Annotated in this window: 21 protein-coding genes; 13 read left to right on the top strand and 8 right to left on the bottom strand. The window is 73.1% G+C overall.

Going from position 1 to position 26,023, the window contains the following annotated elements:
• Window positions 1-100: 100 nt before the first annotated feature.
• The 5 genes from AF335_RS12840 to AF335_RS12820 all read left to right on the top strand — a co-directional run bounded on the left by AF335_RS12840 (window position 101) and on the right by AF335_RS12820 (window position 9,372).
• The gene (locus tag AF335_RS12840) at window positions 101-1,678 is read left to right on the top strand and encodes a cytochrome ubiquinol oxidase subunit I (RefSeq protein WP_102918451.1); all 1,578 of its coding nucleotides are present in this window, start codon (window positions 101-103) and stop codon (window positions 1,676-1,678) included.
• A 24-nt stretch (window positions 1,679-1,702) separates the two neighbouring features.
• Window positions 1,703-2,722 carry a cytochrome d ubiquinol oxidase subunit II gene (gene cydB / locus AF335_RS12835; RefSeq protein ID WP_102918450.1) on the top strand — a complete coding sequence of 340 codons (1,020 nt, stop codon included), beginning with the start codon at window positions 1,703-1,705 and terminating at the stop codon, window positions 2,720-2,722.
• A gap of 13 nt (window positions 2,723-2,735) precedes the next feature.
• Window positions 2,736-6,374, top strand: coding sequence for a thiol reductant ABC exporter subunit CydD (gene cydD, locus AF335_RS12830; protein WP_102918449.1), 3,639 nt, complete (start codon window positions 2,736-2,738; stop codon window positions 6,372-6,374).
• Between the two features lie 75 nt (window positions 6,375-6,449).
• Window positions 6,450-8,138, top strand: coding sequence for a GAF domain-containing sensor histidine kinase (locus tag AF335_RS12825; protein ID WP_102918448.1), 1,689 nt, complete (start codon window positions 6,450-6,452; stop codon window positions 8,136-8,138).
• A 103-nt stretch (window positions 8,139-8,241) separates the two neighbouring features.
• Complete coding sequence (locus AF335_RS12820; RefSeq protein ID WP_102918447.1) at window positions 8,242-9,372, top strand: M23 family metallopeptidase; 1,131 nt, start codon at window positions 8,242-8,244, stop codon at window positions 9,370-9,372.
• Window positions 9,373-9,391: 19 nt separating this feature from the next.
• Here AF335_RS12820 and AF335_RS12815 read toward each other — a convergent pair whose 3' ends face one another.
• Entirely contained in the window at window positions 9,392-10,273 is an 882-nt protein-coding gene (locus AF335_RS12815; protein ID WP_102918446.1) for a Cof-type HAD-IIB family hydrolase, read from the bottom strand.
• A gap of 142 nt (window positions 10,274-10,415) precedes the next feature.
• Between AF335_RS12815 and AF335_RS12810 the strand changes: the two genes are divergently transcribed.
• The 3 genes from AF335_RS12810 (at window position 10,416) to pspAB (ending at window position 13,092) form a co-directional block, all read left to right on the top strand.
• On the top strand, window positions 10,416-11,321 hold the full coding sequence (locus tag AF335_RS12810; protein ID WP_102918445.1) for an LLM class flavin-dependent oxidoreductase: 906 nt from the start codon (window positions 10,416-10,418) through the stop codon (window positions 11,319-11,321).
• Window positions 11,322-11,571: 250 nt separating this feature from the next.
• Complete coding sequence (htpX, locus tag AF335_RS12805) at window positions 11,572-12,474, top strand: zinc metalloprotease HtpX (protein ID WP_102918444.1); 903 nt, start codon at window positions 11,572-11,574, stop codon at window positions 12,472-12,474.
• Window positions 12,475-12,492: 18 nt separating this feature from the next.
• Complete coding sequence (gene pspAB / locus AF335_RS12800) at window positions 12,493-13,092, top strand: PspA-associated protein PspAB (RefSeq protein ID WP_102918443.1); 600 nt, start codon at window positions 12,493-12,495, stop codon at window positions 13,090-13,092.
• Window positions 13,093-13,134: 42 nt separating this feature from the next.
• Here pspAB and AF335_RS12795 read toward each other — a convergent pair whose 3' ends face one another.
• Window positions 13,135-13,662 carry a PadR family transcriptional regulator gene (locus AF335_RS12795; RefSeq protein WP_102918442.1) on the bottom strand — a complete coding sequence of 176 codons (528 nt, stop codon included), beginning with the start codon at window positions 13,660-13,662 and terminating at the stop codon, window positions 13,135-13,137.
• A gap of 105 nt (window positions 13,663-13,767) precedes the next feature.
• Between AF335_RS12795 and AF335_RS12790 the strand changes: the two genes are divergently transcribed.
• Window positions 13,768-14,334, top strand: coding sequence for a hypothetical protein (locus AF335_RS12790; protein ID WP_102918441.1), 567 nt, complete (start codon window positions 13,768-13,770; stop codon window positions 14,332-14,334).
• A gap of 169 nt (window positions 14,335-14,503) precedes the next feature.
• On the opposite strand, the gene AF335_RS36610 is transcribed toward AF335_RS12790, so the two are convergent.
• The 4 genes from AF335_RS36610 to AF335_RS12770 all read right to left on the bottom strand — a co-directional run bounded on the left by AF335_RS36610 (window position 14,504) and on the right by AF335_RS12770 (window position 19,464).
• The gene (locus AF335_RS36610) at window positions 14,504-15,700 is read right to left on the bottom strand and encodes a MerR family transcriptional regulator (protein WP_102918762.1); all 1,197 of its coding nucleotides are present in this window, start codon (window positions 15,698-15,700) and stop codon (window positions 14,504-14,506) included.
• A gap of 180 nt (window positions 15,701-15,880) precedes the next feature.
• Window positions 15,881-16,807 (bottom strand): metal-dependent hydrolase, encoded by a 927-nt coding sequence (locus AF335_RS12780; RefSeq protein WP_102918440.1) that lies wholly within the window; start codon window positions 16,805-16,807, stop codon window positions 15,881-15,883.
• Window positions 16,808-16,840: 33 nt separating this feature from the next.
• A complete protein-coding gene (locus AF335_RS12775) occupies window positions 16,841-18,619 on the bottom strand; it encodes an SDR family oxidoreductase (protein WP_102918439.1) in 1,779 nt (592 codons plus the stop codon).
• The gene (locus tag AF335_RS12770; RefSeq protein WP_102918438.1) at window positions 18,616-19,464 is read right to left on the bottom strand and encodes a M24 family metallopeptidase; all 849 of its coding nucleotides are present in this window, start codon (window positions 19,462-19,464) and stop codon (window positions 18,616-18,618) included. The genes AF335_RS12775 and AF335_RS12770 overlap by 4 nt, the downstream gene beginning before the upstream one ends.
• A gap of 327 nt (window positions 19,465-19,791) precedes the next feature.
• Here AF335_RS12770 and AF335_RS12765 point away from each other — a divergent pair, with 327 nt between their 5' ends.
• The 4 genes from AF335_RS12765 to AF335_RS12750 all read left to right on the top strand — a co-directional run bounded on the left by AF335_RS12765 (window position 19,792) and on the right by AF335_RS12750 (window position 23,518).
• Entirely contained in the window at window positions 19,792-20,877 is a 1,086-nt protein-coding gene (locus AF335_RS12765; protein ID WP_102918437.1) for an ABC transporter ATP-binding protein, read from the top strand.
• Window positions 20,867-21,766, top strand: coding sequence for an ABC transporter permease subunit (locus tag AF335_RS12760; protein WP_102918436.1), 900 nt, complete (start codon window positions 20,867-20,869; stop codon window positions 21,764-21,766). Before AF335_RS12765 ends, AF335_RS12760 begins: the two co-directional genes overlap by 11 nt.
• Window positions 21,767-21,868: 102 nt before the next feature.
• On the top strand, window positions 21,869-22,780 hold the full coding sequence (locus tag AF335_RS12755; protein ID WP_102918435.1) for an ABC transporter ATP-binding protein: 912 nt from the start codon (window positions 21,869-21,871) through the stop codon (window positions 22,778-22,780).
• Between the two features lie 18 nt (window positions 22,781-22,798).
• The gene (locus AF335_RS12750; RefSeq protein ID WP_102918434.1) at window positions 22,799-23,518 is read left to right on the top strand and encodes an ABC transporter permease subunit; all 720 of its coding nucleotides are present in this window, start codon (window positions 22,799-22,801) and stop codon (window positions 23,516-23,518) included.
• Between the two features lie 78 nt (window positions 23,519-23,596).
• On the opposite strand, the gene AF335_RS12745 is transcribed toward AF335_RS12750, so the two are convergent.
• Both AF335_RS12745 and AF335_RS12740 read right to left on the bottom strand, forming a co-directional pair.
• Window positions 23,597-24,547 carry an aminoglycoside phosphotransferase family protein gene (locus tag AF335_RS12745; protein ID WP_102918433.1) on the bottom strand — a complete coding sequence of 317 codons (951 nt, stop codon included), beginning with the start codon at window positions 24,545-24,547 and terminating at the stop codon, window positions 23,597-23,599.
• A gap of 154 nt (window positions 24,548-24,701) precedes the next feature.
• Entirely contained in the window at window positions 24,702-25,973 is a 1,272-nt protein-coding gene (locus AF335_RS12740; RefSeq protein WP_102918432.1) for a CynX/NimT family MFS transporter, read from the bottom strand.
• Between the last annotated feature and the right edge of the window lie 50 nt (window positions 25,974-26,023).

The following is a 26,023-nucleotide window of genomic DNA, read 5'->3' as shown; positions in this document are numbered from 1 at the left end:
TCACAATCTCTGTCTTTATGTCCTGCTTTACCTGGGGCATACAGGTGCATAACGTCGGCGACCTGTGTTGCCGGTGACGCGAGAGGCAAGGAGAGACCGAGTGAATCTGGCTTTGGCTCCTGAGACGCTGGCCCGCTGGCAGTTCGGCATCACGACCGTCTACCACTTTCTCTTCGTCCCGCTCACGATCAGCCTTGCCGCGATCACGGCAGGGCTGGAGACCGCGTGGGTCCGTACGGGCAAGGACAAGTACTTCCATGCCACGAAGTTCTGGGGAAAGCTCTTCCTGATCAACATCGCGATGGGTGTGGTCACCGGCATCGTGCAGGAGTTCCAGTTCGGCATGAACTGGTCGGACTACTCCAGGTTCGTCGGTGACGTCTTCGGCGCACCGCTCGCGATGGAGGCCCTGCTGGCCTTCTTCTTCGAGTCCACCTTCATCGGCCTGTGGATCTTCGGCTGGGACAAGCTGCCCAAGAAGATCCACTGCGCGTGCATCTGGATCGTCGCCGTCGGCACGGTGCTCTCCTCGTACTTCATCCTGGCCGCGAACTCCTGGATGCAGCACCCCGTCGGCTACGCCGTCGACAAGGTGACCGGGAAGGCCGAGCTCACCGACATCTGGGCCGTCCTGACCCAGAACACCACCCTCGTCGTCGTCTTCCACACCCTCACCGCGGCCTTCCTCACCGGTGGCGCCTTCATCGTCGGCATCGCCTCCTTCCACCTGTGGCGCGCCAAGCGCAGGCAGCTGCGCGGCGAGGAGCTCGGCGAGAAGCAGCGGAACCAGGTCGGCGCGATGCGGACCTCGCTGCGCGTCGGTCTGACGGTGGCCGTGATCGCCGGCCTCGGCACCGCGGTCAGCGGGGACGAGCTCGGCAAGGTGATGTTCGAGCAGCAGCCCATGAAGATGGCCGCGGCCGAGGCCCTGTGGGAGACCAAGGCCCCCGCGCCGTTCTCGGTCTTCGCCGTCGGCGATGTCTCCAAGGGCCACAACAGCGTCGAGATAGAGATCCCCGGCGTGCTCTCCTTCCTCGCGCACAACAACTTCACCGAGGCCGTCCCCGGCATCAACGACGTCGCCGCACGGGAGGCCAAGCTCTACGGGGGCGAGCCGGAGGACTACATCCCCAGCATCTTCATGACCTTCTGGGGCTTCCGGCTCATGATCGGCTTCGGTATGACGTCCTTCGTCGCCGCGCTCATCGGACTGTGGACCACCCGGCGGAAGTTCTGGCTCGATCCGCGATTCCGGACGGGCGAGAACGAGGTCCCGCGGCTGATGCTGACGCGCACCCGTGAGATGAGCCCCTTCTTCACCACCTGGTCCTGGCGGATCGGCATCCTCACCATGGGCTTCCCGCTGATCGCCAACTCGTTCGGCTGGATCTTCACCGAGATGGGCCGCCAGCCCTGGGCCGTCTACGGGCTGATGAAGACCGGCAGCGCCGTGTCGCCCGGCGTGAGCCAGGCGGAGGTCCTCACCTCCATGGGCGTGTTCACCCTGCTCTACGGCGTGCTCGCGGTGGTCGAGGTCAAGCTGCTGGTGAAGTACGCCAAGGCGGGGCCGGACACGGACGAGAAGCCGCCCACGAAGGACCCCCGGCTGCGGCTGCCCTCGGGCGGCGCGGGCGACCGCCCCGAGGACGCCGACAAGCCGCTGACCTTCGCGTACTGACGCGGCGGAACGGAGAGACGAACCATGGCACTCCACGACTTCTGGTTCCTGCTGATCGCCGTCCTGTGGACCGGCTACTTCTTCCTCGAAGGCTTCGACTTCGGCGTCGGCGTCCTGACCAAGGGCTTCGCCAGGGACCGCACCGAACGACGCGTCCTGATCAATACGATCGGCCCCGTCTGGGACGGCAACGAGGTCTGGCTGATCACCGCGGCCGGCGCCACCTTCGCGGCCTTCCCCGACTGGTACGCCACCCTGTTCAGCGGCTTCTACCTGCCGTTCCTGCTGATCCTGGTCTGCCTGATCGTGCGCGGCGTCGCCTTCGAGTACCGCCACAAGCGGCCCGGGGAGCGCTGGCAGCGCAACTGGGAGCACGCGATCTTCTGGTGCTCGCTGCTTCCCGCCTTCCTCTGGGGCCTCGTCTTCGCCAATGTCGTGCGGGGCGTGCCGATCGGGCCGGACAAGAACTTCAGCGGTGACCTGACGGACCTGCTGAGCCCCTACGCGCTGCTCGGCGGCCTCCTGACGCTGGTGCTGTTCACCTTCCACGGCGCCGTCTTCACCGCGCTCAAGACCGTCGGGGACATCCGGCACCGGGCGCGCTCGTACGCCACGGTCCTCGGCATGACCTCGGGCGTCCTCGCCGCGGCCTTCCTCGGCTGGACGCAGGCCGAGTCCGGCAACGGACGCAGCCTGCCCGCGCTGATCGTCGCCGTGGCGGCCCTGGCCGGTGCCCTGGTCATGAACCACTTCGGGCGCGAGGGCTGGGCGTTCGGCCTCTCCGGGCTCGCGATCACGGCCGCCTTCGCGCTGGTCTTCCTCGCGCTCTTCCCCGACGTCATGCCGTCCTCGGTGAACCCGGCCTGGAGCCTGACCGCCGCCGACTCCGCCTCCAGCCCCTACACGCTGAAGATCATGACGTGGATCGCGGTCCCGATGACCCCGCTGATCATCGCCTACCAGGGGTGGACCTACTGGGTCTTCCGCAAGCGGATCGGCACCCAGCACATCCCCGCACCCGCGGCCGCCACCGCCGCCCACTGAGGACGGAACCCGCATGAAGCCCGTCGACCCCCGCCTGCTCAGGTACGCCTCCGCGACCCGCCTCTTCCTGGTCGCCTCCGTCGTGCTCGGGCTGGCGGGGGCCGGGCTCGTCATCGTCCAGGCGATGCTGATCGCCGACGTGGTGACGGGCGCCTTCCAGCACGGCCGCGGCGCGGGCGACCTGGCCGGGCGGCTCGCGCTGCTGGCCGCCGTCGCCCTGGGCCGGGCGGCCGTCTCCTGGCTCACCGAACTGACCGCCCACCGCGCGAGCGCGGCCGTGAAGTCCCAGCTGCGCACCCGGCTGCTGGACCGGGCCGGCCGGCTCGGACCCGCCTGGCTCGACTCGCGCAGGACCGGCGAGCTCACCACCCTCGCCACGCGCGGCATCGACGCGCTGGACGACTACTTCGCGCGCTACCTGCCCCAGCTGGGCCTCGCGGTCGTGGTCCCCGTGGCGGTGCTCGCCCGTATCGTCACCGCGGACTGGGTCTCCGCGCTCGTCATCGTCCTCACGCTGCCGCTCATCCCCCTCTTCATGATCCTCATCGGCTGGGCCACCCGGTCCCGGATGGACCGGCAGTGGCGGCTGCTGTCCCGGCTCTCCGGGCACTTCCTCGACGTCGTCGCCGGACTGCCCACCCTCAAGGTCTTCGGGCGGGCCAAGGCGCAGGCCGAGTCGATCCGCGCCATCACCGCCGACTACCGGCGGGCCACGCTGCGGACGCTGCGCCTCGCCTTCCTCTCCTCCTTCGCGCTGGAGCTGCTGGCCACCCTCTCCGTGGCGCTGGTCGCCGTCGGCATCGGCATGCGGCTCGTCCACGGCGAACTCGACCTCCGCACCGGCCTGATGGTGCTGGTCCTCGCCCCCGAGGCGTATCTGCCGCTGCGCCAGGTCGGCGCGCAGTACCACGCGGCCGCCGAGGGGCTGGCCGCCGCCGACGAGGTCTTCGCCGTCCTGGAGACCGAGCCCGCGCCGGCGGGCGGGACGCCGGCGCCCGACGCCCGGGGCGCGTCCCTGACCGTAGACCGGCTCGTCGTACGGCACGAGGGGCGGGCCGAACCCTCCCTGCCCGAGACCTCGTTCACGGTGCGGCCCGGGGAGACCGTCGCGCTCGTCGGCCCGAGCGGGGCCGGCAAGTCGACCCTGCTGGACGTGCTGCTCGGCTTCGCCCGCCCGACGGCCGGGCGGGTGCTCGTCGGCGGTACGGATCTGGCATCGCTCTCCCCCGAAAGCTGGCGGGGCCAGGTGGCCTGGGTCCCGCAACGGCCTCGTCTCTTCGCCGGGACCGTCGCCGAGAACGTACGGCTGGCCCGGCCGGACGCCACGGACGACCAGGTGCGCGAAGCACTGCGGTCGGCCGGTGCGCTCGACTTCGTCTCCATGCTGCACCACGGCACTGACACCCGCCTCGGCGAGGACGGCGCCGGGCTCTCCGCCGGGCAGCGCCAACGGATCGCCCTGGCCCGGGCGTTCCTCGCCGACCGGCCCGTCCTGCTGCTCGACGAGCCGACCGCGAACCTCGACGGGGAGACCGAGGCGGCGGTCGTGGACGCCGTACGCCGGCTCGCCGTGGGCCGCACGGTGCTGCTCGTCGTCCACCGGCCGGCGCTGCTCGCGGTCGCGGACCGGGTGGTGCGGCTGCCCGGTGCGACGGCCGCCCCGGAGCCCGCGACGGCCTCCGTGACCTCTCCCGTGCCTGCTCCCGCGTCTGTTCCCGTGGCGCCTTCCGTATCCCCTTCCGTATCGCCTTACGTGTCGCCTTACGTGTCGCCTTCGGGGAAGGAGGCGGCCGAGGAGACCGCGCCCGTGGCGGTCCGGGGCGTGCTGTCCCGGGTACGGGCCGCCGGGCGGCCCTGGTGGGGGCGGTTCGGGCTGGCGCTGCTGCTCGGCAGCCTGGCGCTGGGCAGCGCCGTGGGTCTCATGGGCGTCTCCGGCTGGCTGATCTCCCGTGCCTCGCAGCAGCCGCCGGTGCTGTATCTGATGGTCGCCGTCACCGCGACCCGCGCGTTCGGCATCGGGCGCGCCGTCTTCCGCTACGCCGAGCGCCTGGTCTCCCACGACGCGGTGCTGCGCGCCCTGGCGGGGCTGCGGGTCGCCGTGTACAGGCGGCTGGAACGCCTGGCGCCGGCCGGGCTCCGGGACGCCCGCCGGGGCGACCTCCTCTCCCGGCTGGTCGCGGATGTGGACGCCCTCCAGGACTACTTCCTGCGGTGGCTGCTGCCGCTCGGTTCGGCCGTGGTCGTCGGCGTCGCCTCGGTCGGCTTCACGGCGTGGCTGCTGCCGGAGGCGGGCCTGGTGCTGGCGCTCGGGTTGCTGGCCGCCGGGGTGGCCGTACCGGCGCTTTCCGGCGCGGTCGCCCGGCGCGCGGAACGGCAGCTCGCGCCCGCGCGGGGCGAGTTGTCGGCACAGGTCGTCGATCTGCTGGCGGGCACGGCGGAACTCACCGTCGCGGGCGCCCTGCCGTCCCGGCTGGCGCGGGTGCGCCGCGCCGACGCCGTGCTCACCGCGCTCGCGCGCCGCGGCTCGGCCGCCACCGCGCTCGGCTCCGGCCTGAGCGCGCTCGCCTGCGGGCTCACCGTCGCCGCCGCGGCCTGGACGGGCACGCTCGCCGTGCGCGACGGCCGTCTCGACGGCCTGTGGCTCGCGGTCGTCGTGCTGACGCCGCTGGCCGCCTTCGAGGCCGTGGCCGGGCTGCCCCTCGCGGTGCAGTACCGGCAGCGCGTACGGCGCGCCGCGGAGCGGGTGTACGAGGTGCTGGACGCGCCCGTGCCCGTGACGGAGGGGACGGCCGAGGCGCCGTCGTCGCCGTTCCCGCTGCGGCTCGTGAACCTTACGGCGCGCCATCCGGGGCAGCAGGCGCCCGCTCTGGAGGACTTCGCGCTGGAGCTGCGGGCCGGCCGCCGGGTGGCCGTCGTGGGGCAGTCGGGCGCGGGCAAGACGACGCTGGCGCAGGTGCTGCTGCGCTTCGTGGCCGCCGAGGCCGGTACGTACACACTGGCGGGCGAGGACGCCACCGCCATGGCGGGCGACGGGGTGCGGCGGCTGGTGGGCCTGTGCGCCCAGGACGCGCACCTCTTCGACAGCTCCGTCCGGGAGAACCTGCGGCTGGCCCGCCCGGAGGCCACCGACGCCGAACTGCGGGCCGCGCTGCGGGCCGCGCGGCTCCTGGAGTGGGTGGACGGCCTGCCGGACGGGCTGGACACGCTGGTGGGCGAGCACGGCGCGCGGCTGTCCGGCGGACAGCGGCAGCGGGTCGCGCTGGCCCGCGCGCTGCTCGCGGACTTCCCCGTCCTCGTCCTGGACGAGCCCGCCGAGCACCTCGACCTGCCGACGGCCGACGCGCTCACCGCCGACCTCCTGGCGGCGACGGAGGGCCGGACGACCGTGCTGATCACCCACCGGCTGGCCGGGCTGGCGGCGGTCGACGAGGTGATCGTGCTGGACCGGGGGCGGGCGGTGCAGCGGGGGTCCTACGGTGAGCTGGTGGCGGTGGACGGGCCGTTCCGGCGGATGCTGGAGCGGGAGGAGGCCACGGACGCGCTGGGGACGGCCTCCGGCGGCCCGGCCGCCGGTGAGGTGAGGGCCCCCGCCGCGCGGATGGCGGCAGACTTCCTGGAGAGCCCTCTTTCCATGACAAAAGGCGCTTATTAGGCTCTGGGCATGGCAGCCACGGCAGGACCTTCCGACGCGCGGGGCGCGCGACCCGCACAGGACACCCCACGCCTGATGGACCCGCTCGCCATCGCCACGGAGGCCACGCGCAGCCTCCAGGGCATGTCCACGGAGCTGACCGCGCGCGTGCCGCAGCTCCTGGAGGCCATGCGGTCGGTCGGCACCGGTCTGGAGCTCCACACCACCCTCGACCGGATCGCGCAGACCGCGGCCGAACTCGCCGACGCCCGCTACGCCGCCATCGGCGTCATCGACTCCACGGGCGGCGGGCTCGCCGACTTCATCACCTACGGCGTCACCGAGGAGCAGCGCGAGCGCATCGGCGCCCTGCCGGACGGCCACCACGGGCTGCTCGGCGCCCTCATCCACCACCCCGCGCCGGTGATGCTCGCCGACCTCACGTCCGACCCGCGCTTTTCCGGCTTCCCCGACCACCACCCGCCGATGCGCAACTTCCTGGGCGTGCCCATCAGGGTCGAGGGCGAGATCTTCGGAAACCTCTACCTCACGGACAAGCGCGGGGGCAGCGAGTTCAGCATCGCGGACCTCCACATGGTGAGGATCCTGGCCACCGAGGCGGGCATCGCGATCGGCAACGCGCGCGTGCACGACGAGGGCCGCCAGCGCATGCGCTGGATCGACGGCTCGGTGGCCGTCACGACGGCACTGCTGTCGGGCAGCGACGCCGAGGACGCGCTGGCGGTCGTCGCCGAACAGGCGCGCAGGCTCGCGGACTCGGCGGCCGGGATCGTGCTGCTGCCGGACGGCGACGGCGGCCTGGAGATGGTCGCGGTCTCCGCCGAGGACCCCACGGGCCTGCTGGGTACGGTGATACCGCCGCACAGCCCGGTCGTCTCCCAGCTCCTCGCCGGGGAACCGGTGTTCGTCGACGACTCGGCCACCGACCCCCGCATGATCACCGGGGTGGCGCCGCGCTTCGGCCCGAGCATGCTGCTGCCGCTCCGGAGCGGCGGCCGGGTGCTCGGCACGCTCGCGATGCCCCGGGCGCGCGGAGCCCGCCCGTACACGCCCGCGGAGCGCACCCTGGCCGCGCAGTTCGCCGCGCAGGCGGCGCTCGCCCTCGTACTGGCCGAGGCGCAGCGCGACCGGGAGCGGCTGGCCGTCTTCGAGGACCGCGACCGGATCGCCCGGGACCTCCACGACCTGGTCATCCAGCGGCTGTTCGCCACCGGCCTGATGCTGGAGAGCGCGCAGCGGCAGGCCGTCGTGCCCGAGGTGAAGGTGAAGGTCGGACAGGCCGTCGACGAGCTGGACGTGACCATCCAGGAGATCCGTACGGCCATCTTCGCGCTCCAGCAGGGGCCCGCGGAGGCGCCCGCCGGGCTGCGTACGCGCGTCCTGCGGGAGCTCGGCACGGCGGCCGTCCCACTGGGCTTCCAGCCCTCGGCGAGCTTCCTCGGCGCGGTCGACGCGAAGGTCGGCGAGCTCACCGGCAAGAACCTCATCGCCGCGCTGCGCGAGGCCCTTTCGAACGCTTTCCGGCACGCGCGGGCGTCCCGGATGGAGGTGGTCGTCGACGCGACGGCCACGCTGCCGGACGGGCGGGACGCGGTGCGGCTGACCGTGGCGGACGATGGGGTGGGGATCCCGGCGGGCGGGCGGCGCAGCGGCCTGAGGAACCTGGCCAAGCGGGCGGAGTCGCTGGGCGGGTCGAGCTCGTACGGGCCGGGGCTGGGGGAGGACGGCGGCGGCACCCGGGTGGTGTGGGAGGCGCCGCTGTGAATCCCGGGCCCGGCGGAGCCCGGTCCCCGGGAGCGGGGGCCGTGTTCCTCCGAACGGGCCTCAGCGGGCGCGCCCGGCACCGCCCCGGGACACGATCGCGTTCATGCGACCCAGTCCTCGCCCGGACCGCCGCACCGGACGCCGCCGCCTCGGCCGTACCGGCGGCGTCGTCCTGTGCACGCTCTGCGCCGTCGCCGCGGCGCCCCTGGCCCCCGGGCCGCCGGGAGCCGGCCGGCCTCCGGACGGGCCCACCCGGGTGACCTCCGAGGTGTTCCGGCTGGCGGAGGAGGCCGGGCAGGCCCGGCAGCGCTACGAGCGGGTGCGGCGGGCCGCCAGGGGGCAGCGGGCGCGGGCCGAGGAGCTCGGCCGGACGCTGCGCGTGCGGGGGGTCGTGCGGTCGGCGCTGCGCGACGACGTGGGCGCCGCGGCCCGCGCGCAGTACCGCACCGGAGGGTTCACCGTCGGCCTCGACGGCGAGGGCGCCGAGGAGGCCCTGGACGACCCGGTGGAGCTGGTGGTGCGCCAGGTGCCCGCTGTGCGCCGCCGGGCCCGCCTGGGGCGGATGCTCGTCGAGGAGGAGCGCGCGAACAGGCGGCTGGAGGCCGAGGCCCGGACCCTGGCGGCGGCCCGGCGGGGCCTCGCCCGGGACGGCGCCCGGCTGGAGGAGGCCATACGCACCGCCGAGGCACGGCTGGCGGACGCCCGGGGCGAGCTCAACGCGATGGCGCAGACGGCCGTCGACAGCGGGCGGTGCGCGCCGCTGGACCTGGCGGGCGACCGGGCCGGACCGTCCGTGGAACGCGCGGCGGAGCGCTCGGCGCGGCCGGCCCGGGGGTGGGTGCGGCCGGTGGTGTCGTACGAGCTCTCGGCGGGCTTCGGCGGGGTCGGCGCGAACTGGGCGGCCGGGCACACGGGACAGGACTTCGCCGTCCCGGCCGGCACCCCGGTCCGCGCGGTCGGCGACGGGACGGTGGTGGCGGCGGGCTGCGGGGGCCCGTTCGGCATCAGCCTGGTGGTCGAGCACGGGGGCGGCTGGTACTCGCAGTACGCGCACCTGGCGGTCCCCCTGGCCGAGCCGGGGAGGCGGGTGCGCGCGGGCCAGTGGATCGGGCTGTCCGGCACCACCGGCAACTCCACCGGGCCGCACCTGCACTTCGAGATCCGCAGGACGCCGGAGTACGGCTCGGCGGTCGATCCGGTGGAGTGGCTGGGCGAGCGTGGCGTACGGCTGTAGGGGCGCCCCCGCAGGGCTGTCAGGCGGCCCCGCGCGCGTGCAGGAGCTGTTCTATGACCAGGGCGACGCCGTCCTCGGTGTTGGCGGCGGTGTGGTGCGCGGTGACCGCGAGGACCTCGGGGTGGGCGTTGGCCATCGCGTAGGCGGTGCCGGCCCAGCCGAGCATCTCCAGGTCGTTGGGCATGTCCCCGAAGGCCACGACCTCTTCGGGGGATATGCCGCGCAGCGCGCAGCAGCGCGCCAGGGTGCTGGCCTTGCTGACGCCGGCGGCACTGATCTCCAGGAGGGCGGTGGGGCTGGAACGGGTGAACTCCCCGTGCGTGCCTCCCGCCTTACGGGCCAGGGTGAGGAATTCGTCGGGGCCGAGTCCGGAGTGGTGAGCCAGCAGCTTGAGGATGGGGGCGCTGTCCCCCGAGTCCTCGGCCAGCAGCTCCTCGGCGGGGGCGATGACGGCGCCCGGGTCGAGGAAGAAGGGCGGGTACTCCGGCTCGTAGTGGAAGCCCGAGGTGTGCTCGACGGCGAACGAGGCGCCCGGGGCGACGGCGCGCACGGCGTGGACGATGGCGAGGGCGTCCTCCCGCGCCAGCGGGCGGACCTCGACGAACCGCCCGCCGTCGTGGAGATCGACGACCGCGGCGCCGTTGGCGCAGATGGCCAGGCCGTGGCCGTGCACGTGCTCGCTGACCACGTCCATCCAGCGGGCCGGGCGACCGGTGACGAAGAAGACCTCGATACCGGCGGCCTCCGCGGCGGCCAGGGCGGCGACGGTGCGGTCGGAGACCGTCTTGTCGTCGTGCAGCAGGGTCCCGTCGAGATCGGTGGCGATCAGCCTCGGGGCGGCGGCTGAGCGGCTGGCTGCCGGGGTGTCGGGCTGCTCGGTAGCTGAAGTCACGATTCCCATTCTCGTCCACGGACCGGTCGGTTCGCACAGGCGTGCGCCCGAGCGCGCGGTCGGGCCGATGCTGAGCCCGGCTCCTTCGCCCGCGCCTGTGTCATACCCCGTGCATAGGCTCTTGTCATACCCGGCCCGTAGGCTCTGGGCCATGCGACTGAGTACCGTGATCCTTCCCGACCGCCGCTGGTCCGAGGGCGGCCGCGAGAACTGGCAGCGAGCCGAGGAGCTGGGCTTCCACACGGCTTACACCTACGACCACCTGTCCTGGCGCGACTTCCGGGACGGCCCGTGGTTCGGCGCCGTGCCGACCCTGACCGCCGCGGCGACGGTCACGTCCCGGATGCGGCTGGGCACGCTCGTCACGTCGCCGAACTTCCGCCACCCCGTGACGCTCGCCAAGGAGCTCATCTCCCTGGACGACATCTCGGACGGGCGGATCACGCTCGGTATCGGCGCCGGCGGCTCCGGCTTCGACGCCACCGCGCTGCTCAAGGGCGGCGAGGAGCCGTGGACCCCGCGGCAGCGGGCCGACCGCTTCGCCGAGTTCGTCCCGCTCCTGGACCGGCTGCTCACCGAGGAGGTCGTCTCGTACGAGGGCGAGCACTACTCGGCGTTCGAGGTGCGCAACATCCCCGGCTGCGTCCAGCGCCCCCGGCTGCCGTTCGCGGTGGCCGCCACCGGCCCGCGCGGTCTGCGGCTCGCCGCCCGCCACGGCCAGGCGTGGGTGACCACGGGCGACCCCAAGCTGTACGAGACGGGCACCCCGGAGCAGTCCAGGGCGGCCATCGCCGGGCAGGTGGAGCGGCTCGGCGCGGCCTGCGCGGAGATCGACCGGGATCCCGCCTCCCTGGACAAGATCCTTCTCACGGGCTTCACGCCGGACCGGCCGCTCGCGTCCTTCGACGCCTTCGTCGACTTCGCGGGCTCGCACGCCGAGCTCGGATTCGACGAGATCGTGGTGCACTGGCCGATCGCCGACTCGTACTTCGACGCCGATCCGGCGGTCTTCGAGAAGATCGCCACGGACGGGCTCGCGGCGCTCGCCTCCTCCTGACGCCCGAGGCCGCCTCCGGCCGCCTCGGGAGCGGGCCCCGGCGCCTCGGGCCCGGGGCGGTCCGGGGCGGGCTCAGGGGCGCGTACGGGCTGCCGCCGGGCGACCGGGCGGGGAGGGCACTCCGGCCGCCTTTACCCCGCCCACAGCCGGTGGAGAGGGAGAATCGGGGCAGAGGCATTCATCGGGAGCTCTCTCCCGCGGGGCCTGCCCCGGGCAGGGGGAGCGCTCCCCGCGGAGCCTGGAGGTACCCATGTCGGACACCCGATTCGCACCTGACCGGGGGCTGACCACCCGCATGGTGGGCACGATGTTCTTCATCGGGCTGCTCTACGTGGTCTTCGTGGGCGTGCTGGTGGCCCTGCTGCGCGGGGCCTGGCCGATCGTGCTGGTGCTCGCGGGCGGTCTGTTCGTCGCGCAGTTCTGGTTCAGCGACCGGATCGCGGCCTTCAGCATGGGGGCCAAGGAGGTGACCCCGGAGCAGGCGCCCGAACTCCATGGTGCCGTCGACCGGCTCTGCGCCCTCGCGGACATGCCCAAACCCCGGGTGGCCATCGCCGACAGCGACGTGCCCAACGCCTTCGCCACCGGGCGCAACCGGAAGAACGCCCTGGTGTGCGCCACGACCGGGCTGCTGCGCCGGCTGGAGCCGGAGGAGCTGGAGGGCGTCCTCGCCCATGAGCTGTCCCATGTCGCCCACCGCGACGTCGCCGTCATGACGATCGCGTCGTTCCTGGGCGTGCTGGCCGGGATCATCACCCGTGTCGGGCTGTGGGGCGGCCTGCGCCGGGTCGGCGGGCGGGACAGCAACACCGCGATCCTGGTGGTGCTCATCCCGCTGATCAGCGCGGTCGTCTACGCCATCAGCTTCCTGCTCACCAGGCTGCTGTCCCGCTACCGCGAGCTGTCCGCCGACCGCGCCGCCGCCCTCCTCACCGGTCGGCCCTCGGCGCTGGCCTCGGCGCTCACCAAGGTCACGGGCCAGATGGCCCGCATCCCCACGCGCGATCTGCGGCAGGCCGAGCCGTTCAACGCCTTCTACTTCGCGCCCGCCTTCTCCAAGGACAGCCTGAGCCGGCTGCTCTCCTCGCACCCGACGCTGGAACAGCGGCTGGACCAACTCGGCCGGATCTCGGCCCAGCTGGGCCGGGCCTGACGGAAGGAGCTCGTGCCCGTGGGATTCCTCGACGTCCTCCTCGGCCGCAGCAAGCCCGTGCGACCCGACCTCGACCAGCTCTTCGCCCTGCCCTCCGCCGCCGTCACCCTCCAGGCGGGGGCCGGCTTCACCCCGACGGGCATGGGGTCCGTGTGCTTCGCGAGCGTGGAGGGCGGTGCCTTCACCCGCCTCCAGCAGGACGTACGGGCGCTGCTCGACGCCGACGCCGGGCGGGGCGGCGTGCCGGTGGAGTTCACCCAGGACGCCTACGGCTACACATGGCTCCTGACCCGGCGGCCGGCGGCGGCGGACGGGACGGCGGCGCTGGTCAACGACCTGCACGCGGTCAACACCCTGCTCCAGGAAGGCGGTTTCGGACCGCAGCTCCTCTGCTCCCTGCTCGGGTTCCGCGACGAGGAGCGGCGCGCGCTGGCCCTCGTGTACCTCTACAAGCGCGGCTCCTTCTACCCCTTCGCCCCGGTGACGGGCGCACCGGGACAGGGGGAGAGGCGGGACAACGGGCTGGAGCTCCAGGTGCGGGCGCTGCTGGGCGACGACCTGCGGATCGAGGAGGACCTGGGCCGGTGGTTCCCGGTGTGGGGAGCGCCCGGCCTGTGAGCGGGCGGGACCGGGCCGCGCGGGCGGCCCGTCGCCCCTGTCTCACCGGCCCCCGGACGCGCTGATCTGCTCGGCGGCCCAGCGGGCCCACTCCTCGCGCATGGCGGTGAAGCGCAGCCCGTACTCCATGGCCAGCCGGCCGTTGACGGACAGGGCGTCGTCGTCCCATTCGATCCGGTCGTTCACCTCTTCGAGGTGGCGGTGGCGGTGGGCCGCGCGCTCGGCCTCGCCGGTGAGGTAGGCGACGGCCTCCAGCGGCGTGAGGTGGTCGAGGAAGAAGACGCGGAGCAGGGCGTCGCTGCGGCGCACCGTCTCGGGCGGGGCCTCGGTGAGCCATTGGCGCAGCTCGGCGCGGCCCTCGTCGGTGATCGCGTATTCCTTGCGGCCGCGCGGGCCTTCGGCCGCGACCTCCAGCATGCCCGCCTTCGCCAGCTTGCCCAGCTCGCCGTAGACCTGGCTCTGGGTGGCGGGCCAGGCGTGGCTGAGCGAGGTCTCGAAGCGTTTCATCAGGTCGTAACCGCTGGCCGGCCGGTCGGCCAGGAGTCCCAGCACGGCGTGTCTCAGGCTCATGTCCTCAGCCTACCTTCCACTCTTGACAGGTCAAGGAAGGACCTTCTATTTTTGACATGTCGAAGTTGGAATATCGAATGTCGTCATCGGCCGAGGAGCCCATCCATGAACTACCTGCGCGGCTTCATCCCCTGGATCGTGTTCGCCGCCGTGTCCTCGGCCGGCTGGCAGTGGGGTGCCGTGACCGCCCTCGTCGCCGCCCTCGTCCTGCTGGTCCAGGACCACAAGGCGGGCATCGGCGGGGATTCGCTGATCCTTGAGCGCAGCACGGTGGTCTTCTTCGCCGCGCTCAGCGCCCTGGCGTTCGCCGTGCCGCACAGCGGGCTGCGGGAGTACGGCGGCCCCCTCTCCGCGGGCTGGCTCGCGCTGACGGCCTGGGTCACGGTGATCGTCGGCCGGCCGTTCACGACCGGCATAGCCAAGCGGCACGCTCCGCCCGAAGCCTGGGGCCACCCGCTCTTCCGCAGGATCAATGTCGTGATCAGCTCGGTCTGGGCGGCGGCCTTCACGCTGTCCGCGGCCGCCCTGACGGGAATCCAGGCCGCGGGCCTCGGCCTCGGGGTGTACATACCGGTCCAGGTCGCGGGGTTCGTGCTGCCCGCCGTGTTCACGGCCCGCTACCCGGACCGTGCCCGCGCTCGCGCCCGTGCCCAGGCTGGCGCCTCGGTCTGACGGCCGCCCTGGCCGGCCCGGCCTCCAGGCCCGTCCTGCCCGTCCCGTCCTTCCCGCCTTTCTCCTGTCCGGTCCTCTCCGTCCGGCCGTCCTTCGCCCGCCTTCGTGTGCCCGCCCTCGTGGCCGGTCCTCGTGGTGGTCCTCCGCCCGGTCCCGCCGGAGCCCGTGCTCAGGTGTCGTCGGGTCCCGGGAGCAGGGCGTCCATCCTCCGGGCCAGGAGCTCACGCTCGGCGGCGGTCGCGATGAACGTCTCCATGTGTTCCTCGCCCACCAGTTCACGGATCGCCCGGACGGTTCCGGCGGGGAGCCGGACGGACTCGCGGGTGGGGTCGGCGGCCTCGCCGGAGAACGCGTCGGAGGACCCGGCTGGGAGCGCGTCGACGGACCCGCCCGGGAGCAAGGGGAGTCCGGCGGGGAACGCGTCAGCGGAGGTGCCGAGAGGGTCATCGAGGGAGCCGTCGAGGACGGCGTCGGAGGGCGTCCGGGGCAGCGGCGTGGGTACGCCCCATGGGTGTTCGGGGTGCGCCGCCCGGGGCACGACGTCCGCCACCGAGTCCTCGCCGGGTTCCTCCGGAGGGCCGGCCGCGACCGCCGCGCCCAGTTGGTGGCGCAGATACCGCGTGGCCAGCTCCCGCATGGCGCGGGCGAGTTCCGCGTCCACGGTCTGCTGGGCCAGCGGGCGCAGACGGCGTACCAGTGCGGCGGCCTCCGCGGCCGCCTCGTCGCTCGGGGGGTGATCGAAATACTGCTGGAATACGTGTTCGGTGGTGAAGTCGAGGAAACGGCCCGCGATGTACTCGACCTGGGTGCGCAGTTCACGAAGATGGCCGGAAATGGCGAGCAGTGGCACCCCGGCCGTGTGCAGCTCGACGGCGACGGCCAGCTCACGCGGGCTCGGCACGAGGAACGCGTCCTCCGTGCCCGGCAGACGGACGAGCACCCCCAGCTCCACGGCGTCGTCGACGGCCTCGTCGTGCGGCTCGCCGCCGAAGCGCCGGTCCAGCTCGGCCCGGGTGATCCGCTCGGCCGTCTCGTCGCTCCACGGCCCGTCCACCTCGGTGACCAGCCCGAGCACGCCGCCGAGCCCCCGCCCCGCGTCCCATGCCTCCAGGAGCTCCTTGATGCTGGCCAGGGTGTAACCGCGGTCGAGCAGGCCCGAGATCTGGCGCAGCCGCGCCAGATGGGTGTCGCGGTAGACATTGGCCCGGCCGCGCCGCTCCGCCTTCGGGAGCAGCCCGCGGTCCTGATAGGCCCGGATCGTGCGGACCGTGGCCCCGCTGCGGTGGGCCAGGTCCTCGATCCGGTACTCACCCGCCTGCCGGGCCGTGCCCGCCTCTCCGGTCCTGCCCGGTTCTCCGGTCCTGATCAGCTCCCTGGCCCTACCCAGCTCCGTGGCCCCACCCGGCTCTGTGGCCGCTCCGGATTCTCCTGTCACATTTGCGATTCTGGTTGCTCCGGACTCTCGTGCCCCACCGGCCCATTCGGCCCGGCCGGTCTCTCCGGCCCGTGCCGGCTGCTGCTGGTTCACAGGGCGCTCCTCATCGGTCTACGAGGCGGCCGCGCGGCCGATCGCACCCGCGGCGGCCCGGGCCCCGGGCGACGTCGCCAGGTATGCGACAGCCTTGTGCAGCGAACCCTCCCGCGAAGGGTGGTACGACCGCCGCAGATAGCGCGGCACGGCCGCGCCGAGCTCCCGCCAGCTGGGCAACAGCCCCTTGGCGACGGCTCTGTTGTGCCGGCGCAGCGTATAGCGCATCCGGCCCACGAGCCGGGGGTCGTTCCGCAGCAGATGCGCCGCGCCCCATCCCCACAGATAGAAGAGGATCGGCGCCGTGATCGCCATGCCCAGCGCCCGGCGCGCGTAGCGCCCCGGGTCCTCGCCGCCGCAGTGCTCGTACATATCGAAGGCGACCGAGCGGTGTTCGACCTCCTCCGCGCCGTGCCAGCGCAGCAGGTCCAGCATCACGGGGTCCGGGTCCGCGCGGTCCAGGCCGTCCGCGTCGAGCACCCAGTTCCCCAGGACGGCCGTGAACTGCTCGGTCGCGGCGATCACGCTGAGGCGGAAGCGCAGCCATTCCCGGTCGGAGAGCGGCATGCCGAACGGCGGCCGCTCCCCGAGCAGGACATCGAAGAGGAACTCCACGTGCCGGGTGTACGGGCTGGTGTCCAGGCCCTGCCGTGCCAGGTGGTCGAGCACATACGCGTGCTGCACGCTGTGCGTGGCCTCCTGCCCCATGAAGCCCTTGACGTCCTTCAGCAGGGTTGCGTCCCGCACGAGGGGCAGGGCCTCCTTGAAGACCTTGACGAACCAGCGCTCCCCGGCCGGCAGCAGCAGATGCAGGACGTTGATCACATGGGTGGCGGTGGGCTCGTCCGGTATCCAGTGCAGCGGCGTGTCGTCCCAGTCGAAGGAGACGCGCCGCGGCGCTATGGGGTGTGTCGGGGGGTGGCCGGTGCGGTGGGCGTCGGTCATCTTGTGCTCCTCTGCGAGGGATCCGCGGGCCCGCTACAGCGGGAGGTCGATCCGCGCGAGGACGCGCAGCAGCCGCGGTGCGAAACGGGACAGGAGACGCAGGGCGTGGGCCTCGGGCGTCACCGGGACGACCGCCCGGTCGCGCAGGACGGCGCGCAGGACGGCTTCGGCGACCTTCTCCGGTGGGTAGTTGCGCCGGCCGTACAGCCGGACGGCCTTCTTCCGGAGCCGGCGCTGCTCCTCCTCGGAGACGCCGGCGAAGCGTGCGGTGGCCGTGATGCCGGTGTTGACGATGCCGGGGCAGATCGCCGTGACACCGATCCCCCGCCCCGCCAGCTCGGCGCGCAGGCACTCGCTGAGCATCAGCACGGCGGCCTTGGACGTGCTGTAGGCGGTGAGGGCCTTCGACGGCTGGAAGGCCGCCGCCGAGGCGGTGTTGACGATGTGCCCGCCCTGCCCGCGCTCGGCCATCTGCCTGCCGAAGGCCCGGCAGCCGTGGATGACGCCCCACAGATTGACGTCGAGGACCTTCCGCCAGTCCTCGGCCGAGGTGTCCAGGAAGGTGCCGGCCAGGCCGATGCCGGCGTTGTTGACCAGGACGTCCACCACGCCGTGCTCGGCGGCCACCTTGGCGGCCAGCTTCTCCATGGCCGCCTCGTCCGAGACGTCCACGGTCTCGGCCGCCGCCTCGGGCGCGCCCAGCAGCCGGGCCATCTCCGCCGTGCGCACCGCGCCCTCCGGATCGCGGTCGACGGCGATCACCCGGGCGCCGGCCTCCGCGAAGGCGAAGGCGGTCGCCCGGCCGATGCCGCTCGCCGCGCCGGTGACCAGCACCAGCCGGCCGCCGAACGCCTGGGCGTACGGCCCCGCGGGCGTCGAAGCGGCGACGGCGGCCGGGCCCCCGGCACCGCGCTCCCGCTCCGTGACGAACCCGGCGATCCAGGCCGACACCTGGTCCGGCCGCGAACGCGGCACCCAGTGCCTGGCGGCCAGGGTGTGCCGTACCAGACCGGGCGCCCACTCCTCCAGGTCGTCGTAGAGCCGGTCGGACAGGAAGACGTCCCCGGTCGGGGTGATCAGCTGCACGGGCGCGTGGGCGTACGCGTCGGTGCGCGGGCGGCGCATACGGGCCCGGACGTTGTCGCGGTACAGCCAGGCGCCGTGGGCCGCGTCCGTCGGCAGCGACTCCGTCGGATAGCCGTCGGCGGGCAGCTTCTCCAGCCGCGCGAGGATCTTCGGCCACCGCTTCAGCAGCGGCCCGCGCATGAGCGCCTCCGGCAGCACCGGGGTGTGCAGTGCGTACACATACCAGGACCGGGCGCTCTGGCCCAGGAGTTGGGCCGCGCGGCGCGGGGTCGGGCGGGCGGCGCGCCTGCGCAGCCACAGCGCCAGGTGGTCCAGGGAGGGCCCGGAGATCGAGGTGAAGGAGGCGATCCGCCCCTCGGTGCGGCGCGCCGTGGCGAACTCCCAGCCCTGCACCGAACCCCAGTCGTGGCCCACCAGATGCACCGGCGCGTCGGGGCTCACCGCCTCTGCCACGGCCAGGAAGTCGTCGGTCAGCTTCTCCAGCGTGAAGCCGCCCCGCAGCGGCTGCGGCGCCGTGGACCGCCCGCAGCCCCGGACGTCGTAGAGCACCACGTGGAAGCGGTCCCGCAGCCGCTCGGCGACCTCGGACCAGACCTCCTTGCTGTCCGGATAGCCGTGCAGCAGCACCACCGTGGGGCGCGAGGCGTCACCCAGCTCGCGGACGCACAGCTCGATCCCGCCCGTGCTGACCCACCGCTCGCGCGCGCCTTCGGTCCCTGCCCTCATGCGGCCCTCTCCTCCTGCCGGCGCCGCACATGCGGCAGATCGTCGTCCAGCCAGAACGCGCTCTCCTCGGGGTCCCGGGAGTCGGTGACCACCAGGAGCTCCTCGAACTTCGCGCCCACTCCCCGGAAGCCGAGGTGGGGCTCCACGGCCCACAGCCCCGGGGCCGGCGGGTGGTCGGAGAAGCGGTGCGGGCTCCACAGCGGCGACCAGCCCTCCCGGTGGCCGCGCAGGGCGTCCGAGGCCAGCCCCCGCAGCGCCTGGGTGCCGAACCCGAGGACCTGCGGCGACCAGCGGCGCTCCCGCACCCGCCCCACCTTGTGCGCTATCACTCCGAAGGGATACGCCCGATGGCGGTTCTCATGGCCCTGGCGCGCCATGAGGCGGTCCACCTCCTCATAGATCTCCCGGAGCGAGCGGCGCTCGCGCACCTCGCGGAGGATCAGCTCCCGGTGCTCCCGGAGATCCGCCAGCAGCCGGTCGTGCAGGGGATGGGGGCCGAGGCAGCCCGCATAGCCGATGTCGGCCGTGAAGCCCCGGTGCACCGGGGCCATGTCGAGGATGAACGGCATCCCCGGCTCCAGCCGCCGCCCCGTCGGGAAGAACTGGAGCGGCACCCGGAACCCCACGAACGCCGTGCGGTCCCCGAACCACGCGAAGGGGAGGTGGAACCAGTCCCGCACCCCGCGCTCGCGCAGCCACTCGCGCTGCATCCGGGCCGCCTCGCGCTCGGTCACCCCCGGCCTCAGCCGGGCGGCGACCTCCTCCGCGCAGGCGTACGCGAGCCGCTGCACTTCCTTGAACCCCCGCAGATCCGCGGTCAGTTCACGAGCCACTGCTGAGGCCATCGCCGTCCGCCGTTCCCTAGGGCCACACGCCGGTACACGTTCCACAACTTGACATCGATGAATGTGACAATGCTCCGCGGCTACGTCAAGACTTGTGCACGCCCTGTGGATAACTTTCGGTAACCCGGCCCAAGATCCCTTCCCAAGATCCCGGCTTCTTCATCACGCCCGGCACGCGCCATCTCGTCGCCGTCTCGTTGCCGTCTCGTCGGTGTCCCGTCGGCATCTCGCCGATCAAGGCCACCCCCGCTCATGGGCCCGCCTCCCCCTACGGGGACGTCAGACCCGAGGACTACCCACATCCAGCCATCTGGTCTGACGCCCTCTGTGGCGGGCGCCACTACCGTCGAAGGCGTGACTGTGATCGCTACCGAAAGCCTCAGCAAGCGGTTCCCCCGGGTGACCGCGCTCGACCGGCTGTCCGTCGACATCGCGCCGGGCGTCACCGGCCTGGTGGGTGCCAACGGAGCCGGCAAGTCCACGCTGATCAAGATCCTGCTCGGGCTCTCCCCCGCCACCGAGGGCCGCGCCAGCGTGCTCGGCCTCGACGTCGCCACCGAGGGCGCCGCCATCCGGGAGCGGGTGGGCTACATGCCCGAGCACGACTGCCTGCCGCCCGACGTCTCCGCGACCGAGTTCGTCGTCCACATGGCCCGCATGTCCGGCCTGCCGGCCACCGCCGCGCGCGAGCGCACCGCCGACACGCTGCGCCACGTGGGCCTGTACGAGGAGCGCTACCGCCCCATGGGCGGTTATTCGACCGGCATGAAGCAGCGGGTCAAGCTGGCCCAGGCACTCGTCCACGATCCGCAGCTGGTCCTGCTCGACGAGCCCACCAACGGCCTCGACCCGGTCGGTCGCGACGAGATGCTCGGCCTGATCCGGCGGGTCCACACCGACTTCGGCATCTCGGTCCTGGTCACCTCGCATCTGCTGGGCGAGCTGGAGCGCACCTGCGATCACGTCGTGGTCATCGACGGCGGCAAGCTGCTCCGGTCCTCGTCCACCGACGACTTCACCCAGTCCACGGGCTCCCTCGCCGTGGAGGTCACCGACTCGGACGCCCGCCCCGACGGCACCGCCGCGCTGTACGCGGCCCTCGCCGGGGCCGGCCTCACCGTGCGCCCGGCCGGCCGCGCCGCCGACGGCACACCCGCCTCCGGCCGCGTCCTCCTCGTCGACGTCGTCGACGACAGCACCTACGACACCGTCCGCGACGCCGTCACGGACCTCGAACTCGGCCTGGTCCGCATGGAACAGCGCCGCCACCGCATCGCGGAGGTCTTCCGGGACGAGGGCGAGGGCGACACCCCCGCCACCGCCCCCGCCGCCGCGGGCTGGGGCGCCGGACGGCAGTGGGCACCCGCGGCCCAGCGCGACGAGCAGAACGGAGGCGCGCCCGATGCCGCCTGAGACCACCAAGGCGCCCGCCCAGGACGTCATCCACAACATCGGCTACCGGAACTACTCCGGCGCCCGGCTCGGCCGCGCCTACGCCCGCCGTTCGCTGTTCTCGCAGAGCCTGCGCGGTGCCTACGGCCTCGGGCGGTCGGCGAAGTCCAAGGTCCTGCCGATGATCCTCCTCGGCGTCATGTGCGTACCCGCCGCCATCATGGTGGCGGTCGCCGTGACCACGAAGATGAACGACCTGCCGGTGGCCTACACCCGCTACGCGATCCTCCTCCAGGCCGTCATCGGCCTCTACCTCGCGTCCCAGGCCCCGCAGTCGGTCTCCCGCGACCTGCGCTTCAAGACCGTCCCGCTGTACTTCTCCCGCCCGATCGAGCGCGTCGACTACGTGGCGGCCAAGTTCGCGGCGATGGCCTCGGCGCTCTTCCTGCTCACCGCCCTGCCCCTGCTGATCCTCTACGTGGGCGCCCTGCTCGCCAAGCTGGACTTCGCCGACCAGACGAAGGGCTTCGCGCAAGGACTGGTCTCCGTGGCCCTGCTGTCCCTCCTCTTCGCCGGCCTCGGCCTGGTGGTCGCCGCGCTCACCCCGCGCCGCGGCTTCGGCGTCGCCGCGGTCATCGCCGTGCTGACGATCTCCTACGGCGCGGTGTCGACCGTCCAGGGCATCGCCCTCGCCCGCGACAACACCGACGCGATCAGCTGGCTCGGCCTGTTCTCGCCGATCACCCTGATCGACGGCGTCCAGACGGCGTTCCTCTCCGCCACGTCCGCCTTCCCCGGCGGCCACGGCCCGGGCACCGGCACCGGCGTCGTCTACGTCCTCGTCCTGCTCGCCCTGATCACCGGGTCGTTCGGCCTGCTCATGCGGCGCTACCGAAAGGTCGGCCTGTGACCTCCCGCCCGTCGCCCGACCGCCACCCCTCAAGGAATGGGCTGCGCCCATGAGTGCCCGCCCGTCGCCCGACCGCCACCCCTCAAGGAATGGGCTGCGCCCATGAGTACTCTCCTTATCGACAACGTCTCCCGCTGGTTCGGCAACGTCGTCGCCGTCAACGACGTCTCCATGACCGTCGGCCCCGGTGTGACCGGCCTCCTCGGCCCCAACGGCGCCGGGAAGTCCACCCTCATCAACATGATGGGCGGCTTCCTCGCCCCCTCCACCGGCACGGTCACCCTCGACGGCGCGACCGTCTGGCGCAACGAGGGCGTCTACCGCCACATCGGGATCGTCCCCGAGCGCGAGGCGATGTACGACTTCCTCACCGGCCGGGAGTTCGTCCGCGCCAACGCCGAACTCCACGGCCTGGGCGCGAAGGAGGCGCAGCACGCCCTCGCCACGGTCGAGATGGAGTACGCCCAGGACCGCAAGATCGCGACGTACAGCAAGGGCATGCGCCAGCGCGTGAAGATGGCCTCCGCCCTGGTCCACCAGCCGTCCGTGCTCCTCCTCGACGAGCCCTTCAACGGCATGGACCCCCGCCAGCGGATGCAGCTGATGGAACTGCTGCGGCGCATGGGCGCGGAGGGCCGCACGGTGCTGTTCTCCTCGCACATCCTCGAAGAGGTCGAGCAGCTCGCCGCCCACATCGAGGTCGTCGTCGCGGGTCGGCACGCCGCCTCCGGCGACTTCCGCAAGATCCGCCGTCTGATGACGGACCGCCCGCACCGCTACCTCGTGCGCTCCAGCGACGACCGGGCCCTCGCCGCCGCCCTCATCGCCGATCCGTCCACGGCCGGCATCGAGGTGGACCTCAAGGAGGGCGCCCTGCGCGTCCAGGCGGTCGACTTCGGCCGCTTCACCACCCTGCTGCCGCGCGTCGCCCGCGCGCACGGCATCCGGCTCCTCACGGTCTCGCCCTCCGACGAGTCCCTGGAATCGGTCTTCTCCTACCTCGTCACGGCCTGAAAGGAGCCCTGGAGCGCCATGTACAACCCCACCGTCGCCCGGCTGACCTACCGGGGGCTCCTCGGCCGCCGCCGCGCCTTCATCCTCTTCGCGCTGCCCGCCCTCCTGATCGCCATCTCGGTCGTCATCCGCCTCCTCACCGGCGCCGACGACGACACCGCCGCGAACGTCCTGGGCGGCTTCGCGCTCGCCACGATGGTCCCGCTCATCGGCGTCGTCGCCGGTACGGGCGCGATCGGGCCGGAGATCGACGACGGCTCGGTGGTCTACCTGCTCTCCAAGCCCGTCAAACGCCCCACGATCATCTTCACCAAGCTGGTCGTCGCCGTCGGCGTCACGGCGGCCTTCTCGGCGGTCCCCACCCTGATCGCGGGCTTCATCCTCAACGGCAACAGTCAGCAGATCGCCGTCGCCTACGCCGTGGCCGCCGCCGTGGCTTCCGTCGCCTACAGCGCGATCTTCCTGCTCCTGGGCACCGTCACCCGGCACGCCGTCGTGGCCGGTCTCGTCTACGCCCTGGTCTGGGAGTCCCTCTTCGGCAGCCTCATCTCCGGCGCCCGCACCCTGAGCGTCCAGCAGTGGTCCCTGGCGCTCGCCCAGCGGATCGGCGCGGACGGCGCCATCACCTCGGACGTCGGCCTCCCGCTCGCCCTCGTCCTCCTGGTCGGTGTCACGACCCTCGCGACCTGGTACGCCGGTCAGAAGCTCCGCGGTCTGACCCTGGCCGGGGAGGAGTGACGGACCGTTCCCCCGGCCTCGGGGGACGGGTAAGGGGCGGGCTCCAGGAGCCCGCCCCTTACCCGTTTACCCGTTGTCCTACAGCCGGGACGCCAGGATCCGCGCTATGGCCATCTGCTCCGGTTCGAGCACGACCTTCCCGCCGTCCTCGGTGTCCTCCACCTCCCACAGGGAGTTCTGCAGGACCCGGCCCAGCGTCCAGCGGGCGGCGCGGGCCCGGTCGAGCGAGAGGACGTCGGTCATCAGATCGAAGCGGCGGAGCACCGCGCGTTCCACGTCGCCCGTCGCCGTGAGGTCGTCCCAGCGGTCGCGGAGGGCCGGGAGGAGCTCGAAACCGGGGTCGCCGACGAGGGGCTTCGGGTCGATGGCGAGCCAGGGCTCGCGGTCCGCGCCGGGCAGCGGGGCCAGGACGTTCTCGTAGTGCAGGTCCCAGTGCAGCAGGCGGTCGCCCGGTTCGCCGATCACCTCCCGCACGGCCTCGGCGCAGCGCGCGACCACCTGCCGGTCGGCGGTGTCGGTGACGTACGGGAGGGCTCCGGGGGTGTCGGCGAGCATGGCGCCCGCGATGTCCGCGAGCGGGCGCAGGCCGGCCGGGGCCGGGGTCTTCAGGAGCCGCGCGAGGAGCTCCGTAAGGATGCGCAGAGAGGCTTCGTGGTCCTCCACGGCGAGCAGCGAGCGGTTCGCGTCCAGCCGTTCCAGGAGCATCGTCCCCGAGTCCGCGTCGTGGTCGAGCAGGGCTACCGCGCCGTCGCCGCCCCAGGCGCGCAGGGCCGGTGCCTCGCCCACGCTCTCGTCGGTGACCGGCTGGAACTTGAGCGCGGCCGGGGTGCCGTCCTCGCGCAGGACGGGCAGGACGAGCGCGACGAAGCCGTGCGAGGGGGGTCCGTCGAGCCGCAGCCGCCAGCGGCCGAGGAACTCCGCGGCCAGGTCCGGCAGGGCGGCGACCCAGGCGCGGCCCGCCTCCCCGTCGAACTCGTCGTGATAGGCGGCGAGCGTGGCGGGGACGGTGATGCGGGAAGGCACGTGCATGGCGGACGGACTCCTCACGACGGGTTCCACGGCTTGCCGGCCGGGGCCGCGGGGCTCCGGCCGCCGGACGCCCCGGAGGGGACCGGCGAACGGCACCGGCGGGCCGGGACCGGCACGGGACGCCCCGGAAGGGGCCTCCCGTCACCTCAACGTCTCAGATCCGCCGATCGCGCCCGGCGCCCAGACCCAGCAGCACCAGGCCCGCGCAGGCGACGAGGAGCAGTGCCACCGGCAGCGTCCAGCCGTCCGTGGCCTGGTGCACCGCGCCGAGCGCGAACGGGCCGACGGACGCCACCAGATAGCCCCAGGTCTGCGCCATGCCGGAGAGCCGGGCGGCCGTGTGCGAGTCCTTCGTGCGCAGCACCATCATCGTGAGCGCGAGCCCCAGCGTGCCACCCTGCGCGACGCCCATCAGGGTCGCCCAGAGCCAGGCCCCGGCCACGGGCGCGACGAGCAGGCCGGTGACGCCCGCGGCCATCAGCAGCACGACGCCGACCGCCAGCAGCCGCTGGTCGCGCAGCCGCCCGGCCAGGATCGGCACGACGAACGAGCCGGCCATCTGGACCAGCGTGTAGAAGGAGTAGACGAGGCCGGCCCCGCTCTTGCTCATGCCACCGTCGGTGAAGATCGTCGGCATCCAGGCGATGCACACGTACGCGATCAGCGACTGCACGCCCATGAACAGCGTGACCTGCCAGGCGAGCGGGGTGCGCAGCAGCCCGCGCTCCGCCCCCTCGGCGGCGGGGCGCCGGGTGGCCGCGGCCTCGCCGTGGTGGGTGCCGCGGCGCGCCAGGAGCGCCTGGGGAAGCCACACGGCGGCGGCGACGGCCGCGAGGAGCGACCAGGAGACCAGGGACCCCTGCCAGCCGCCGAGGGCCTCCTCCAGGGGCACGGCGGAGGCCGCCGAGACGGTGGCGCCCAGGATCATCGCGGTGGAGTAGAGGGCGGTCATGCTCGCGGCCCGCTCGGGGAAGTCCCGCTTGATCAGGCCCGGCATCAGGACGTTCAGCAGGGCTATCGCCGTGCCGACGAGCGCGCAGCCGACGAACAGCGCGACCACCGGGGGCGCCACGCGGAGCAGGATGCCGCCGCACAGCAGTACGAGCGCGCCGCACAGCACGGCCTCGGTGCCCCAGCGGCGGGCCAGCCTGGGCGCGGCGATCGAGCCCAGCCCCATGAAGACGAGGGGGATGGTCGTCACCAGGCTGCTCGCGGTGGCGGCCAGGTGGAAGTGGTCGCCGATCTCGCCGACCAGCGGGGACACCCCGGCCAGCGCCGCCCGCATGTTGAGCGAGGCCAGCACGATGCCGAGGAGCACCAGCGCGGGGTGGGCGAGCAGCCGCCGGCGCGCGGCCGCCACGGGAGGCGCGGGCGCCAGGTCCTCCTCCGCGTCGATCAGTGGTGCTTGGGGCCTCGGCTCCGACATGAGTGAACTCTCCAGGGGTGCGGGCGTACGGAAACGGTGCGGGGGACGGC

Source organism: Streptomyces eurocidicus (genome assembly GCF_002891295.1).
Lineage (GTDB): Bacteria > Actinomycetota > Actinomycetes > Streptomycetales > Streptomycetaceae > Streptomyces > Streptomyces eurocidicus.
The sequence above is the reverse complement of the archived record's forward strand: the minus strand, read 5'-3'. Positions and strand labels throughout refer to the sequence as shown.

Coding starts and splice junctions, on each gene's coding strand:
- cydB (WP_102918450.1), top strand. CDS start 1,703: ATGGCACTCCACGACTTCTGGTTCCTGCTGATCGCCGTCCTGTGGACC.
- cydD (WP_102918449.1), top strand. CDS start 2,736: ATGAAGCCCGTCGACCCCCGCCTGCTCAGGTACGCCTCCGCGACCCGC.
- AF335_RS12825 (WP_102918448.1), top strand. CDS start 6,450: ATGGACCCGCTCGCCATCGCCACGGAGGCCACGCGCAGCCTCCAGGGC.
- AF335_RS12820 (WP_102918447.1), top strand. CDS start 8,242: ATGCGACCCAGTCCTCGCCCGGACCGCCGCACCGGACGCCGCCGCCTC.
- AF335_RS12815 (WP_102918446.1), bottom strand. CDS start 10,273: ATGGGAATCGTGACTTCAGCTACCGAGCAGCCCGACACCCCGGCAGCC.
- AF335_RS12810 (WP_102918445.1), top strand. CDS start 10,416: ATGCGACTGAGTACCGTGATCCTTCCCGACCGCCGCTGGTCCGAGGGC.
- htpX (WP_102918444.1), top strand. CDS start 11,572: ATGTCGGACACCCGATTCGCACCTGACCGGGGGCTGACCACCCGCATG.
- AF335_RS12795 (WP_102918442.1), bottom strand. CDS start 13,662: ATGAGCCTGAGACACGCCGTGCTGGGACTCCTGGCCGACCGGCCGGCC.
- AF335_RS12790 (WP_102918441.1), top strand. CDS start 13,768: ATGAACTACCTGCGCGGCTTCATCCCCTGGATCGTGTTCGCCGCCGTG.
- AF335_RS12780 (WP_102918440.1), bottom strand. CDS start 16,807: ATGACCGACGCCCACCGCACCGGCCACCCCCCGACACACCCCATAGCG.
- AF335_RS12775 (WP_102918439.1), bottom strand. CDS start 18,619: ATGAGGGCAGGGACCGAAGGCGCGCGCGAGCGGTGGGTCAGCACGGGC.
- AF335_RS12770 (WP_102918438.1), bottom strand. CDS start 19,464: ATGGCCTCAGCAGTGGCTCGTGAACTGACCGCGGATCTGCGGGGGTTC.
- AF335_RS12760 (WP_102918436.1), top strand. CDS start 20,867: ATGCCGCCTGAGACCACCAAGGCGCCCGCCCAGGACGTCATCCACAAC.
- AF335_RS12755 (WP_102918435.1), top strand. CDS start 21,869: ATGAGTACTCTCCTTATCGACAACGTCTCCCGCTGGTTCGGCAACGTC.
- AF335_RS12750 (WP_102918434.1), top strand. CDS start 22,799: ATGTACAACCCCACCGTCGCCCGGCTGACCTACCGGGGGCTCCTCGGC.
- AF335_RS12745 (WP_102918433.1), bottom strand. CDS start 24,547: ATGCACGTGCCTTCCCGCATCACCGTCCCCGCCACGCTCGCCGCCTAT.
- AF335_RS12740 (WP_102918432.1), bottom strand. CDS start 25,973: ATGTCGGAGCCGAGGCCCCAAGCACCACTGATCGACGCGGAGGAGGAC.